Origin of the sequence: Streptomyces sp. NPDC051018 (assembly GCF_044456085.1) — a bacterium.
In the GTDB taxonomy this organism is placed as follows: domain Bacteria; phylum Actinomycetota; class Actinomycetes; order Streptomycetales; family Streptomycetaceae; genus Streptomyces.
Genome location: NZ_JBITFN010000018.1, coordinates 37,643 through 52,089 on the forward strand (window position 1 = coordinate 37,643; position 14,447 = coordinate 52,089).

A 14,447-nucleotide genomic window follows, 5' to 3' on the forward strand; every position below is an offset into this window, starting at 1 on the left:
GGTCCCCGCCCCTGCCCGGTGAGACCGGGCGCCCGGTGCCTTCCGCCCGCCGGACCCTCGCCGAATCCTCGTTGAACCCTCCGCAGGCCCCTGGTCGGCCTCGCCGCTCAGCGAGCGGGGAGACCCGCGGTCTCCGGAGGCGTACGGCCGGCCGGGCCGGACGCGCCCCCGCCCGCCCCACGCGCCGTCGCGAGGCCCGCGAGCAGTCCCGCCCCCGCCGTGACCGGGGCGAAACTCAGTGCGTTCCCCAGATTCGCCAGCACCGCGAGCGCGGTCAGGGCCGCGCCCGCGCTGAGCACCACCGGGGTGGACCGGGGCGAGCGCCAGAGCGCGAACAACATCCACCCGAATGCCGTAGCGAGCAGCACCGCGCCCACCAGCCCCTGCTCCGCCGCCTGCTGGAACAGGGCCGAGTGCGGTTTGCCGTCCGAGCCCGCCGACTGGAGAGCGGTGGCGCTCAGCTTGCCGAAGCGGCTCGGCCCGACACCCCGTACGGGATCGTCCTCGGCGAGCGCGAGCGCGTCCTGCCACAGGGCCACCCTGTTGGGGGTCAGCTGGCCCACCAGCGACTGCCTGAGCCCGCTCGGCAGCGCGTTCTCCGCCACGCCCCACGCGATCGCCACGGCCAGGGCCGTCACCGCGGCGAGACCGGTGAGACCGGCCGTACGCCGGCGCATCCGGGCGGCGGCCACCGAGCAGAGCAGGACCCCCGCACAGGCGGCGAAACCGGCGACGGAGCCCACGGCCAGGGCGGTCACGACGGTCGCGAGCGCGAGCAGCCGCAGCGCGAGCCGCAGTGCCGGCGGGCGGGCGGCGGAGGCGGCGCAGCAGGCCGCGCCCGCGCTCAGCACCAGCAGCGCCGCCGCCGCGCCGGTGTGGCCCGGCTGGACCGGGGCGCCCGCGTTGGCGCCCGGTACGCCCTCCGGTGAGACGAGCGCGAGCCCGAGCGCGGCCAGGGACAGGGCCGTGGCGCTGGTGACCGGAAGCAGCGTGCCCGAGATCCGGCCGCACGCGTACCCCGCCGCGACGGCCGACACGGCGAGCAGCACGCCCTCGGGTCTGGCCTCCCGTCCCGCGGCGCTGACCAGTGACCACACCGCGCACACACCGAGGACGACGGCCCCGGCGATATCGGTCGCACCCCCGCGCTCGCGCGCCGCTGCCCGGCTGTCCGGCGCAGCCATCATCCTGCCGACCCCCCGACCTGCACCCGTCCCCGTGGGCCGACGCGACCGCCGGCCCGACCGGGTCCGCGAAGGCTGCGCTTACGGTAACGGCCGGGACACGGATTTGTGGATGGGTTGGCGGAGGCGGGTGCCGAGGGCCGGTGCGCGCGTCCCTCGCGGGTACGGACGGGGTGGCCGGGCCGCCCGTGTTTCCGGTCCTCGAACACCGGGCGGGGCCGGGGTGCGCAGAGTGCCGGTGCCCGGCGGTCCGGCACCACCGGCAACTGCACCATCACCGCTGCCGTCACCGGCGTTCGGCGGGCCTCCGCCGACCGGCGGGCGGATCGTGCGGACCCGCTCCCCGGTCCGGGGCCGCCCGGCGGGGCCGAATCCCGGCGCGGGCGCTGCCCGGTCGTGGCTCGGGTGTGGGGCCGATACCCCCCTCCCGTAGACTCCGGCAGGTGAGCGCCACCATGACCTCCGTCGACGCCCCCTCACCCGCTCCGGCCGGCCGCGGGCCGTGGGGGCGCCGGCTGGTGCGGCCGGGGGGCGCGGCGCTCGCGGGGGTGCTGCTGTTTCTGAGCTTTCCGCCGAGGCCCCTGTGGTGGCTGGCCGTGCCGGCGTTCGCGCTGCTCGCCTGGACACTGCACGGGGTCAGGCTGCGCGCGGGCCTGGGGCTCGGCTATCTCGCGGGGCTCGGGTTTCTGCTCCCCCTGCTGATCTGGACCGGTGAGGACGTCGGGCCGGTCCCGTGGCTCGCGCTGGCCGCCGCGGAGGCGCTGTTCATCGCGTGCGCGTGCATGGGCATCGCCGCGGTCTCACGGCTGCCGCTATGGCCGCTGTGGGGCGCGGCCGTCTGGATCCTCGGCGAGGCGGCCCGCGCCAGGGTGCCGTTCGGCGGCTTCCCCTGGGGCAAGATCGCCTTCGGCCAGGCCGACGGCGTCTTTCTGCCCCTGGCCGCGCTGGGCGGGACACCGGTCCTCGGCTTCGCGGTGGTCCTGTGCGGCTTCGGCCTGTACGAGAGCGCCCGGCGCGTGGTCCTCCATCGCCGTACCGGGACACTGCCCCGCGGCCCGATGGCCGTCGCGCTGCTCGCGGTGTTCGTCCCGGTCACCGCCGCGTTCGCCGTGCTCCCGCTCGTCGACGACTCCGCCGAGGACGGCACCGCGACCGTGGCCGCGATCCAGGGGAACGTGCCCCGGCTCGGGCTCGACTTCAACTCCCAGCGCCGCGCGGTCCTCGACAACCACGCGCGCCGTACTGAGGAACTGGCGGCGGAGGTGAAGGCGGGCAAGGTGCCGCGGCCCGACTTCGTGCTGTGGCCGGAGAACTCCTCCGACATCGACCCGTACGCCAACGCCGACGCGCGGCTCGTCATCGACCGCGCCGTGAAGGCGATCGGCGTGCCCACCGTCGTCGGCGCGGTCATCACGCCCGACAAGGGCAAGCTCCGCAACACCCTCATCGAGTGGGACCCGGCGCGCGGCCCGGTCGACACCTACGACAAGCGCCATGTGCAGCCGTTCGGCGAGTACATCCCGATGCGGTCCTTCGTACGGCTCTTCAGCTCGGACGTGGACCGGGTCCGCCGTGACTTCGGGCCCGGCGACGAGGTCGGCGTCTTCGACCTGGCGGGTACCGAGGTCGGCCTGGTCACCTGTTACGAGGCCGCCTTCGACGACATGGTGCGTGACACCGTCACCAACGGTGCTCAGCTCATCTCCGTACCCAGCAACAACGCGACCTTCGGGCGGAGCGAGATGACGTACCAGCAGCTGGCCATGTCGCGGGTGCGGGCGGTGGAGCACGGGCGGTCGGTGGTTGTCCCGGTGACCAGCGGGGTCAGCGCGGTGATCATGCCCGACGGGGACGTCGTACAGAAGACGAAGATGTTCACGCCCGACGCCCTGGTCGCCGAGGTCCCGCTGCGCTCCTCGCTCACCCCGGCCACCCGGTTCGGTGCCTGGCCCGAGGCCGTGCTCGTGCTGGTCGCGGCGGGCGGTCTCGGCTGGGTGGCCGCCGGAGCCGTACGGGCCCGGCGCGGGCGGCAGGGACAGGACGGCACCGCGGGCGTGACCGGGGCACCGTAGTCCTCGGCCGGAACCCGGGGCGTCCGGCGGGAGAGGCTAGGGTCGGGGGCATGGCGACCCCCGACTTCATCCGTGACATCCGGGCCAAGGCCGGCCATCAGCTGCTGCTGCTGCCGGGGGTCAGCGCGGTCGTCCTCGACGACGACGGACGGGTGCTGCTGGGCAGACGGGCCGACAACGGCCGCTGGTCGACGGTCGGCGGCATCCCCGAGCCGGGGGAGGAACCGGCGGTGACCGCCGTGCGCGAGGTGTACGAGGAGACCGGGGTGCGGTGTGAGGCCGAGCGGGTAGTGCTCGTCCAGGCCCTGCCGAAGCCGGTGACGTATCCCAACGGCGACCGGTGCCACTTCCTCGACATCACCTTCCGCTGCCGTGCGACCGGCGGTGAGGCGCGGGTCCACGACGGCGAGTTGCTGGAGGTGGGGTGGTTCGCCGTGGACGCGCTGCCGGAGCTGAGCGAGTTCGCGCGCTTCCGGATCCAACAGGCGCCGGCTGAAGGGGCCGCGTGGTTCCTGCCGGCCGGGGGAGTCTGAGGGGGCGAAGCCCGGCGCGCGTGTGAGCCCGCCCTACGGGTGGGGCGGGTTTCCCGGTGGACAGGGGTGGTGCGGCTCCTGGCTCGCGGGGTGGTGCGGGCGGTCCCTGGCTGGTTCCGTTGCCCCGGGTGGGGCGGGGCTTGGTGCGGGCGCTTGTGGTGGTGTGGGTGGCTGCGGGGCGCTGCCCCCGGGCCCCCGCCTCAATCAATCGCCGGCGAGGCTGGATGCGGACTTCCCGGGCCTGTCCTGACGGGTTGGTTGTGGACTTCCCGGGCCTGTCTCGGCGGGCTGGATGCGGGCTCAGCGGATGATGGACACGATCCGGCAGATCGCCTCGGCGAGCCGGCGGTCGCCTTCGAGCCGGCCGCGCTCCACCGCGGTGGCCGGTTCGATCGCGCGGACGCACAGGCGCCAGGCGGTTTCGGCGTCGAGCCGGACCGTGGCCGCGGGTGGCCCCGAGGGCTCGGGGGCCAGGGACCAGCCGGTGTCCCCGGCGGTGGCGGTCCAGGTTCCGCCCGCAGGTCCCTCCACGACGAGCCGGACCTGAGTGCCCCGGTCCGCCTCGGTGGCGCGGAGTGTGTGCGGCAGGGCCCGGGCGAATGTGTTCAGTACCAGGGCGAGTGCCCGCGGTTGCGGGTCCGTGGTCCGGCCGGTGGCTTGGCGGATCTGCTGGCGGTGGGTCCAGTACTCGGTGAACTCCCGCGCGCAGTCGAGCCACAGAGGCGCGGGATCGGCCCCGGCCCAGGAGACCCCGAGGGACGGGCGGGTGAGATCGGCGTCCTGGAAGAGGCGGGCGACCGAGACCCCGTTCACCTCCAGCATCTCGACGATCACGGCCGGGCTCAGCCGTCGACAGGCGTTCACCCACTCCTGGTTGATCCGGTGGATGAACTCCTCCAGCGTCTCGCCCGGGACGGGGGCCGGGCCCTCCCGGTGCCCGTCGCGGTCACGGGAGATCCGCCCGGCATCGTCGCCCAGCACATGCGCCGCCAGATCCCGTACGGTCCAGCCGGGCACCGCCTCCTCGTGCCAGGCGGCGGGTGCCAGACCGCGCAGATCCGCGAGCAGCGCGGCCCGCTCGGCGGTGAACAGGGGGCGGGCGTCGATCGGATCGCCGAGCCATGAGTGATCGGGCAGCGGATGGTCCGCGGTTGTCGAAGGCCTCATCGAGCGATCCTGGCAGCGGGTGCGCCGGGTGGTAAACCGAATTGCGCCCGCTCGGACGCGCCCGGACACCGGGACCGGAACACCGGACCCCGGCCCGCACACCGGCCTCCGGGACCGGCCGGAAACGGTTGTGGCGCAGGCGGTGCTCCCGGCCAGGAAGCCCCTGGACGGCATGGGCCGTGATGAGAGCCCGACGCCGGATACCGGTACGGTCCGCGCCGTTCCGGAACTCACGCCCCCACCCCGACGCCCCCCGGTGGACGAGCCGTTGATCACGCGGCGATGACCCCGCCACCGGCCGTACCGCTCGCTCACCGCCGGCAGCGGTTTCGGCGGCGCCCGCTCCCCGTGGCGTACGACACGCCCCTCACCTCTCAGCCGCCGGCCGGCGAAGGGCTCTGATCAACTCGTCCCCTGAGGACGACCAGGTCCGCCGCCGGCGCCGGGCGGACCGGCCTCGGGGATCCGTTGCCCACCCGACGCAGCTGCGTGTGTGTCGCACCTGGTCAGGAGGTGTATGACGAGGGTGGCTGCAGGCGAATCCCTGTGCCACGGTGGGCGCATGGAGGCGCATCGGCACGACCGTACGCACGATCACCGCCAGGCTGAGGGACCCGGGCACGGTGCTTCGCCCGGCGGCGGTCCGGAGCACGGGAAGCGGACCTCGTGGGCCTCGGTGCGCCACCGGCTCGCCCATGTGGTCGGACCGCACGCCCATCACAGCGGTGACAAGGTCGACGCGGCGATGGAGACCTCCCGCGAGGGGATGCGCACCCTGTGGATCTCCCTGGCGGTCCTGGGGGCGACCACCGTCGTACAGGCCGTGATCGTCGGCCTGTCGGGGTCGGTGGCGCTGCTCGGCGACACGGTGCACAATGCCGCCGACGCCCTCACCGCCGTCCCGCTGGGGATCGCGTTCATGCTGGGCCGACGCGCGGCGAACCGCCGTTACACCTACGGCTACGGCCGCGCCGAGGACCTGGCCGGCATCGTCGTCGTGGTGACGATCGCCGCCTCGGCGGCACTGGCCGCGTTCGTGGCCGTCGACCGGCTGCTCCACCCCCGTGAACTCACGCATCTGTGGGAGCTCTCCGCTGCCGCGCTGGCCGGATTCGCGGGCAACGAGTGGGTCGCCCGCTACCGGATCCGTACGGGACGGCGGATCGGCTCCGCCGCGCTGGTCGCCGACGGTCTGCACGCCCGCACCGACGGCTTCACCTCCCTGGCCGTGCTGCTGGGCGCGGGCGGGGCCGCGCTCGGTGTGCGCGCGGCCGACCCGGTCGTCGGCCTGCTGATCACGGCCGCCATCCTGTACGTCCTCAAGGACGCGGCCCGCGAGGTCTGCGGGCGGCTGATGGACTCGGTCGACCCGGCCCTGGTCGACACCGCCCGTGCCGCCCTGCGCGGGGTGGACGGAGTACGGGACACCGGGCAGCTGCGGATGCGGTGGATCGGCCACACCCTGCGCGCCGAGGCCGATATCGTCGTCGACCCCCATCTGACGGTGGTCCGGGCCCACGAGCTGGCCGTGGCCGCCGAGCACGCCCTCATCCACGCCGTACCCCGGCTGACCGCCGCGACCGTCCACACCGACCACTCGCCCACCGGCGGTGATCCGCACCGGGTCCTCGCCCACCACGGCGGCCGGGCCGCCCACGGGGACCCGGTGCCCGGCGGCGGTACCGGTGGGGGCCGACAGCACCACCGGACGACGAACTCCGCGGCCGTCACGGCGTACCGGGACATGACCGCCATGTGTTCCGGCGACGAGCCGGACCACGGCCCGCGGCCGGGGGAGACCCGCGCCGCGCGGCCCGCACCCTGATCGCCGCGCTCGGACCGTCCCGCCCGTCGGTCCGCGCGGTTCGTCGTACCGGTCCTCCCGCCCGAACCGCCGCCCTGCCCGAACCACATTCCTGCCCGAACCGCCGCCCTGCCGCCCCTACTGCGTGCCCGGGGTCAGCTCGACGCGCATGCCGTCGGCCTCCCGGAGGACGTAGACCGGATCCGTCTTCGAGTCCCAGCCGACCGGTACGGCGAAGTAGCGCCCTTCGCGTTCCGCGATGAGCCGCAGGCCCGTGTACCGGTAACGGAAGTGGACACCCGCGCCGAGGTCCTCGAAGCGGAGGTCCGGTGACCGGGAGGTCAGGCCGAGCCGTTCCGTGCTCAGGACGACGAGCCCGGTGCGCTGGACCACGTCGTGGGTGGCGTTCCTGGCGTGCTGCTCGCCGAGCTGGCCTGCGACGAGGGTGACGGTCCAGAGCAGGAGTACCCCGGCGGCGAACACCGGTACGGCGGTGTCCCGAAGACCCCTCGGAGCATCGTCCGGGCCGGTCCGGCGGGCCTCTCCCAGCAGCAGACCGACGGCGATGAGCAGGGGGCCGAGCCAGCGGTACGGGAGAAACAGCTGCCACACCCACCACACGACGAGAAGGACCAGACCGGCCGCCACGACGACGGGGTAGTAGCGGGCGAGCGCCGACACGCCGGACGAGGCACCGCGCACCATGCCGCCGGGCAGCGCCTGGCGGGGCCGTCGCCCGCTGACGGCAATGGCGATGACCAGCACGACGGCACCGACGAGGACCGGGAAGGTCATCAGATTCAGGCTCTGCAGGACGAACTCGGCGAAGCCGAAGCCGAGGGCGAAGGGAGAGATGTGGAAGTGGTTGTAGTAGGCGCTCGTATAGATCACGCCGAGGTAGAACATCAGCGCGGCGATGAGCGACGCCTGTGCGGCCACGATCCTGATCACCGCGGTGGGGGAAGCCTCTTCGGCCGGGCCCGTACGCCGGGTCGACCCCGGCGCGCGGGGTTCCGGTCCGCTCACGGGGTGCCCGGCGGCGGGGTCTCCCCGGGGGGCTGCCGGCAGCCGGGTTCGGGGCAGATGGGCAGGCGGGTCTCCGGGGGCGCGACACCGGGGCCCGTCTGCTTCGGGGCACCGCTGCGCTTCGGAGGCGGCGGAGGGGGAGGCACCGACTCACCGCCGTAGGAAGCGGAGGTACCGGAAGGCAGTGGCCTCGCCGACGGTGAAGGGGAGCCCGGCGCGGCGGAGCCCGGTGACATCGAGCCGGAGGTCGCGAATCCGGGCGGCTTCGAGCCGGGGGACCGGTCGCGCTTGCCGGGATCCCCGTCCGACCCGCAGGCAGTGATCACGGCGGTGCAGAGCACGGCCAGAGCGCCGGAGGCCACGAACACGCCGGTGCGGGCCGCCCGCCCGGGGCCGTTGCTCATGCGTGTTCTCCAGATCTGCCAGGTACTCGGGGCCTTGGGGTGTTTCCGGGAATCCGGAGAGGTGCGCGGGGAGCGTAACGCCGTTCTCGCTGGTCACGCGAGGAACCGGCGGGGGCCCGGGCCCGTACCGCTCGTTCGGAGCAGCCCGCGAGCGCGGTCCGCCGCGCAGACGGGCGCGGGATCCCTCCGGCGGCCTTCCGCCTGCGAGGGGTTCCGCCCGCGACAGCCCGTGCCCGGCCCGCGACGTGCCTCCGGCCGGATCATGACTGTCAACCGCGAGTTGACGTTCCTGGAGTGACAACCTAGGGTTGACGCATGGAGAATTCCGAACCACTCACCACCACCGTGCGCCTCGACGATCTGATCGCGGCGATCAAGAAGGTCCACACCGACGCTCTCGACCAGCTGTCCGACGCGGTCATCGCGGCTGACCACCTCGGTGACGTGGCCGACCATCTCATCGGCCACTTCGTGGACCAGGCGCGCCGTTCCGGTGCGTCCTGGACGGACATCGGCCGCAGCATGGGCGTGACCCGGCAGGCCGCTCAGAAGCGCTTCGTCCCGAAGGAGGGCGGCGCGGCGCAGGCGCTGGACCCCGAACAGGGATTCAGCCGGTTCACCCCGCGCGCCCGCAATGTCGTGGTGGCGGCTCAGCGCGAGGCCCAGGCAGTCGGCAATGAGAAGATCACCCCCGCTCATCTGGTGCTCGGGGTGCTGGTCGAGCGCGAGGGGATCGGCGCGCGGGCGATCGTCGCCCAGAACGTGCTGCTGGACACCGTCCGGCAGGCCGCGACGGACGCACTGCCCCCGCGTGTCGACGAGGCCCCCGAACTGGTGCCGTACGACGCCGGATCGCGCAAGGTGCTGGAGCTGACCTTCCGAGAGGCCCTGCGCCTCGGCCACAACTACATCGGCACCGAGCACATCCTGCTCGCGCTGCTGGAGTGGGAGGACGGCGACGGTGTGCTGACCGGCCTGGGCATCAGCAAGACGGCTGCCGAGGAGTTCACGGCCGAGGCGCTGGCCGGGGCGGTCGCCGGGAGCGCCGAGGAGAAGGAGGGGAGCTGACCCTCGCCCGGCCGCGGTGCTCCAGTCAGGCCCCGGTGCTCCAGGAGGAATCCGGCACCGGGGCCGGACTGGGTCCTGTCGTACGGATCGAGCCCGGCTCGCGTGCCCTGGCGCCTGATCCCGCCGGAGCCCGGAGCCCGGAGCCCGGAGCCCGGAGCCCGGAGTCATGGCGGCTGAAGGGGCCCGTACCGAGCGGTTACCGGGTGAGGGTGAAGCGTTCCTGTGCAGGTGTCCGCCCCGGGCCCTCGTGGCGGGTCTCGTCGGCGAGCGCGTCCATCAGCAGCCGTACAGTACGGGCCGGTCGGTTCAGCCGGTCCGGTTCCACCGCGTACAGCCGGATGGTGTTCCCGGCGGCCTGGTCGAACATCCCGAGCCCCGGCGGCTCCGTGCGGCGGGTCCGGAGTGCGGCGCGTCTCCCGTGCTGCACCTGGAGCCGGGCGCGCCGGCAGCGGATGGTGACGGGTGAGCACCGCGCAGCAGACGTGCCGGGCCGACGGCAGATCGCGCGGCCGACGGGCGGCGGTGTGTTTCCGGTCCGGGGTTCCGGGGGACTCGAACCGGCACCGCCGGTCCGGGGCGATCCCGGGGCGGAGCGGGCGCGTCGCCGCTCCAGCCGGGGTCCGGAAGCCGGTCCGGGGTGCGGCCGGACCGGAAGATTTTGGCGGCCCCGGCCCAGGGGTTGGCCGAGGCCGCCGGGATGGGCATCCGCAGGGGGCGGAGCCCTGACGGAACACCTTGGCGCGGACGCGAGGAGGTTGCGTCGTTACCCGGTGTCCGGTTCTCGTCGACCCGCGAGGGCTCGCCGTGACCGACCGCAGCGGGGCCGCCCCTCAGGGGCGCCGGCTCCGGAAGCAGGCCGCGCCCCGGTTCGTCCGAGGCGGGGCGATTGGCCATGTGCATGTTCGCGGGCTGTGGCCTTCCTGAAGAGCATGGGTGACTCCGGCATCCGATGATCTCGGTGTCACTCCACGAAGTAAATATATATACCGTCGAGTAAGCAAGGGTATGAAAAAATTCATGCAGGTTCAGGTGTGAAAAGTCCTGTTCTTTCAGGGTGCGAAGGGGTGGGTGCGCGGGGGCGCGGAGTCAGTCCTCGATGAAGAAATTGTGCTGCTCAGCGGCCTGTTCGTAGTCTTCGAGCCGGGCCTGGGTGCGCTGGGGGTCGGCATCCGCCATGGCCTGCAGGAGCGCCGCGGAAAGTACCCCGGGTGCCGCGTACGAATCGAAGACGAGCCGCGAGCCGGTGGAGGCCAGCAGCACCTCGTCGGCCTCGTCCACCAGCGGGCCGAGCGCCAGTTCGGTGATCAGCGCGACCCTCAGGCCCGATCTTCGGGCCGCGCGGATGGCCGCCAGGGTCTCGTGGGCGTGGCGCGGCATCGCGAACGCCAGGACCCAGCTCCCGCCCGCCGCCCGTGACTGGAGGAGCGTGTCGTACGCGACGCTGCCCCCGCGGGTCACCGTGCGCACATCCGGGTGGATCCGGCGCGCGGCGTAGGAGAAGTACTCCGCGAGGGAGACGGAGATCCGCAGGCCGACGACGGTCAGCGGAACCGAGCGGGCCAGCTCGCGGCCGACGTCGAGCACCTGGTTGGTGTCGGCGAGCACCCGGCGCAGATTCTCCAGGTTCTCGATCTCGGCGTCGACGGCGGCCTGGAGCTCATTGCGCCGGATCTCCTCGCGGGTGTCGGGCAGGCCCGCGACCGCGCTCAGCGCGATCGGCTGAAGGGCCTCCCTGAGCGCCGGATAGCCGCTGAAGCCCAGCGACGCGGCGAACCGCGTCACCGACGGCTGGCTGACCCCGACCCGCTCGGCGAGGTCGGTGATCGACAGGAAAGCGGCCTCGGTGAGGTGGTCGGTGATGTACTGCGCGATGCGCCGCTGACCGGGCGAGAGCCGGTGGCCGCCGAACAGGGCGAGAACCCGGTCCGTGGGGGCGGCTTCGGCGTCGGGCTCCAGTCTTCCCGGCGTGATCGCAGACGCCTGAGCGCGTGACTGCTGATCTGATGGCACCGGTGTCACTCCTTCTCGTCCCACTCCCGCTCAACATAGCCCAGTCGCCGCGGCGCTCCGAGGGTGCCGTCCGCCTCCGCGGACTCCCGTCTCGGATGCCGGACATCCGGTGGACGGGCGACCGTTAAGCCAACTCCCTTGGGCGCGGCATGGGTTGAGTTGCGGCGACCGTCCGGCCGGGAGTGTACGGCGGTAGGAAGAACGATCGTTCTCCACGCCGTGCTAACCCGGGGAACCTCTCGGTGGAGGGGCCCTGCGGCACTCCTCGGCCACACGGCGGCGGCCCCCTGGAGCGAGGTGTTCCGCTCCCGGCGGTGGGTGACATCCGGGTCCGGGGCGTCCGGGGAGCAGGCCGGCCGTGTGACCCGGTACGGCGTGGCCGGGCGCACTCCGCCGCGGCGGGCGCGGGTGACACCGGAGGCGGCGGAGTGCCGGACGGACCGGAGCCGCTGTTCGCCCGGGCGGTCGCGGGTGCCGTGGAGGCGGCCGGACGGGTCGGCTCACCCGTCCTCCGGGGCGGTGAACCCGTCCCGGACCGGCTCCCCGCTTCCGGCGCGACGCTCGCGCGGGCCTCTCGCGCGGGCCTCTCGCGCGGGCCGGAAGTTGCGCCCGGGACACGGACGGCCGGTGCCGTGGCGCCCTACGGCGAGGTGGCCGCCTTACCCGGCGCCAGGTCCGCGCTCTTCGAGGGGACGAACGGCTGTCGGTCTTCCTCCGCCCGGGCCCGCGACGGGCTCACCGACACCATCGCGGCGGCCGATCCTCCCGCCGGACGGAGGGGCCGGCGCTCTCCGGACCGGACGCCCCGGCACGACGAGCCGCACCGTCGCGGAACCTCTGCCGTCCGGCCGAGGTCGCCTTCGCCCGGCCGGGGCCGTCACGGCCCGCCGGGCGCCGGCGGTGGTCACCGGCGAACCGCTGCCCGCGTCCGGCGGCCGCCGACGCGGGATCGGGAACCGGCATCGGCTCCGGTGGCGAGCGGCTGCGCGGTACCCTCGCCGACCGCGGGGACGGGCCCGCTCACCGGGACGGCCGGCTGATCCGGGAGGTGTTGAAGGGCGACCGACCGCCCCGACAGCACCGCCCTGCTCCGGCGTTCCACCGGCGCCGACCGTCCGTCAGCCGCGGTGCAGGGTCACCTCACCGCGACCGGTGCCGAGCATCACGGGGAACGGCAGACCGCGTGAGGTGTCCAGTTCGAGCAGTGTCACCTCCCCCCGCGCGGGCCCGGGGCGGAGTGCCTTGCCGGCGCTGCCCGAGCCGCGCCAGCCGTGGACGCGGCCGTCGCAGATCGCGACCGACCCCTCCAGGTCGGCCCTGCTGTCACCCTGGACCACGGCGGAGCCGATGAGGACCGTGCCCGCGCGCGGCGGCGAGCACCGGTAGGCGCCGGTGAGAGTGACGGCGCCGGCCCCGTCGATCCGGCCGCCCGGGTCGATCGTGACGGTGTCGGCGGCGAACTGCGCCCCGGCGGTGCCGGCCAGCGGCCCGGCCCCGAGGACGGCGGCGGTACAGAGCGAGAGGGCGAGCGTCGCCCGTCGAGTGATGATCATGTCCGCCCCAACGAGTGCGCCCGGCCCGGGTGTCGGGCCCTGCCGCGAGCGGGTGAGCCGACTGCTCCCTGTGCCGGGTTCCCGGGGCCGGCCGGGCGAGCGGCCGGTTCCGCCGCCCCGCCCCGGGACCGATCGCGGGATCGTTCGGCCGACCGGTCGTCCGTGGCGCCGCGGTCTCTTTCGGGTGGGGGCGCGGCAGAAGGCGCGGGAATCCTCGTCGGCCCGTGGTATAGGGAGTGCCTGGAGCAAATGCCGGTTACCCATGAGTCCCTTGCATCCTGCGCAGTGAACTCATCCGATACCCGGACGAGTATTTTCTCCTTCACTTGATGATGAGTAGGGTGTGATCCCGCCGCCGCTGATCCGGGGGGAACCGGCCGATTCGGCCGGGCCGGAATGCGGTGGCCGGTACATCGCGGGGGGAACCGCTGTCGTCCGGGGGGAACGGGGGAGGTGTACGTGCCGACTGGCTCATTCGACGGTCAGTACGTCTGGCATCCGGCGGCTGACGACCATCAGCTCGCCCGTGCGTGTGTCGATGTGAAGGCGGGCCGATATCTCAGTTCCCAGCAGATCCTGGGCGAGGCGCGCCACGATTTCGGCATCAGGGCCCACCGCTCGCTGGTGCTGGCGTCCGAGGCGGCCGACTCCGATCTCGCCGAGCGCTGGCTCGGGGAGGAACCGGGGCCCGATGCCGCGCTGCTGTGGGCCCGGGTGGCGATGCTGCGCACCCTGCGTGCCGCCGACGCGGGGGACCCGCACACCGGCACCCTCCTCGGCATCGCCAACGCCGCCTGCGAGCGCGCCGCGCGGATGCTGCCCGACGACCCCACCCCCTGGGTGGCCCAGCTGGCGCTCGCGCATGTCCGGCGCACCGGCGACCCCGCTCCGCACGGACTGCTGACCGCGCCCCCCGGGCCCTGGCAGCTCTTCGCCCGCATCCTCAGGCTCGACCCCTGGAACCGGGAGGCCCACCACCGGTTCCTCGCCTTCTTCTTCACCCGCAACGGCGGCTCCGCGAGCGCCCGCAGGGACGTCGCCTCCTTCCTCGGACACCGCGCCCCGGCCTCCTCCCCGCTGCGGCTGCTGCCGCTCGTCGTCCTCGCCGAGGAGTACGACCCCGGCTCACTGCTGGCGTCGCGCGCCTGGCGGCAGCCGCACTGGGTGACCACGGCGATGGGCGGCTACAAGAGCTGGTTCCCCGAGGCGTCGGGCTACCGCTTCACCCCGGTCCTCGATCTGTCCTATCTGGCCCACGCCCTCTATATGGGCAGAAGGGAATTCGAGGCACGTGAAGTCCTGGTCGCCATGGGGCCCTACGCTTCGCGCATGCCGTGGAGTGTCTTCGGCGACCCCGGCGAACAATTGACCAAGGTGAGGCGCGCCTGTGGACTTCCCGTCCCGGCGCAGTGATCGGCACGGCCCGTGCTCCACTCACGGTCCGTGGCACCCACATGATGAGTAATTCATCGACCACAGAGAAAACGACCACGAAGAACACGTACTGAATCGTCCATGGGCCGAACCCCCCACCGCCCCGGCTGTCCAGTCATTCATGGAAAGGACACGGCCGTGTCCGAACGCACAGCTTCCTCCGGTGCGCGGAACCGGGACCGGGACGGAGGA

11 protein-coding genes are annotated in these 14,447 nt (G+C 73.6%); 5 read left to right on the forward strand and 6 right to left on the reverse strand.

From position 1 onward, the window contains the following. Nucleotides 1-107 precede the first annotated feature (107 nt). Nucleotides 108-1,187, reverse strand: a complete 1,080-nt coding sequence (locus tag ACIBCM_RS26745) for an O-antigen ligase family protein (protein ID WP_399247440.1) — start codon at nt 1,185-1,187, stop codon at nt 108-110. A 440-nt stretch (nt 1,188-1,627) separates the two neighbouring features. Between ACIBCM_RS26745 and lnt the strand changes: the two genes are divergently transcribed. Both lnt and ACIBCM_RS26755 read left to right on the forward strand, forming a co-directional pair. After that, complete coding sequence (gene lnt / locus ACIBCM_RS26750) at nt 1,628-3,256, forward strand: apolipoprotein N-acyltransferase (protein ID WP_399247442.1); 1,629 nt, start codon at nt 1,628-1,630, stop codon at nt 3,254-3,256. 50 nt (nt 3,257-3,306) lie between these two features. Beyond that, nucleotides 3,307-3,789 (forward strand): NUDIX hydrolase, encoded by a 483-nt coding sequence (locus ACIBCM_RS26755; RefSeq protein ID WP_399247443.1) that lies wholly within the window; start codon nt 3,307-3,309, stop codon nt 3,787-3,789. A gap of 300 nt (nt 3,790-4,089) precedes the next feature. Here ACIBCM_RS26755 and ACIBCM_RS26760 read toward each other — a convergent pair whose 3' ends face one another. Then, nucleotides 4,090-4,956, reverse strand: coding sequence for a maleylpyruvate isomerase family mycothiol-dependent enzyme (locus tag ACIBCM_RS26760; protein ID WP_399247444.1), 867 nt, complete (start codon nt 4,954-4,956; stop codon nt 4,090-4,092). 562 nt (nt 4,957-5,518) lie between these two features. Here ACIBCM_RS26760 and ACIBCM_RS26765 point away from each other — a divergent pair. Next, the gene (locus ACIBCM_RS26765) at nt 5,519-6,781 is read left to right on the forward strand and encodes a cation diffusion facilitator family transporter (protein WP_399247446.1); all 1,263 of its coding nucleotides are present in this window, start codon (nt 5,519-5,521) and stop codon (nt 6,779-6,781) included. 117 nt (nt 6,782-6,898) lie between these two features. Here ACIBCM_RS26765 and ACIBCM_RS26770 read toward each other — a convergent pair whose 3' ends face one another. Next, nucleotides 6,899-7,711, reverse strand: coding sequence for a hypothetical protein (locus ACIBCM_RS26770; RefSeq protein WP_399247448.1), 813 nt, complete (start codon nt 7,709-7,711; stop codon nt 6,899-6,901). Between the two features lie 794 nt (nt 7,712-8,505). On the opposite strand from ACIBCM_RS26770, the gene ACIBCM_RS26775 reads away from it, so the two are divergent. Next, entirely contained in the window at nt 8,506-9,258 is a 753-nt protein-coding gene (locus ACIBCM_RS26775) for a Clp protease N-terminal domain-containing protein (RefSeq protein WP_399247450.1), read from the forward strand. 196 nt (nt 9,259-9,454) lie between these two features. Here the strand turns inward: ACIBCM_RS26775 and ACIBCM_RS26780 are convergent, their stop codons facing one another. The 3 genes from ACIBCM_RS26780 to ACIBCM_RS26790 all read right to left on the reverse strand — a co-directional run bounded on the left by ACIBCM_RS26780 (nt 9,455) and on the right by ACIBCM_RS26790 (nt 12,821). Next, nucleotides 9,455-9,625, reverse strand: a complete 171-nt coding sequence (locus ACIBCM_RS26780; protein WP_399247452.1) for a hypothetical protein — start codon at nt 9,623-9,625, stop codon at nt 9,455-9,457. 719 nt (nt 9,626-10,344) lie between these two features. Continuing rightward, nucleotides 10,345-11,268: a MurR/RpiR family transcriptional regulator gene (locus ACIBCM_RS26785; RefSeq protein ID WP_399247454.1), complete on the reverse strand. Its 924-nt coding sequence runs from the start codon at nt 11,266-11,268 to the stop codon at nt 10,345-10,347. Between the two features lie 1,118 nt (nt 11,269-12,386). Continuing rightward, nucleotides 12,387-12,821 (reverse strand): DUF6299 family protein, encoded by a 435-nt coding sequence (locus tag ACIBCM_RS26790; protein ID WP_399247455.1) that lies wholly within the window; start codon nt 12,819-12,821, stop codon nt 12,387-12,389. A gap of 459 nt (nt 12,822-13,280) precedes the next feature. Between ACIBCM_RS26790 and ACIBCM_RS26795 the strand changes: the two genes are divergently transcribed. Continuing rightward, nucleotides 13,281-14,234, forward strand: a complete 954-nt coding sequence (locus tag ACIBCM_RS26795) for a hypothetical protein (protein ID WP_399247457.1) — start codon at nt 13,281-13,283, stop codon at nt 14,232-14,234. Nucleotides 14,235-14,447 lie beyond the last annotated feature (213 nt).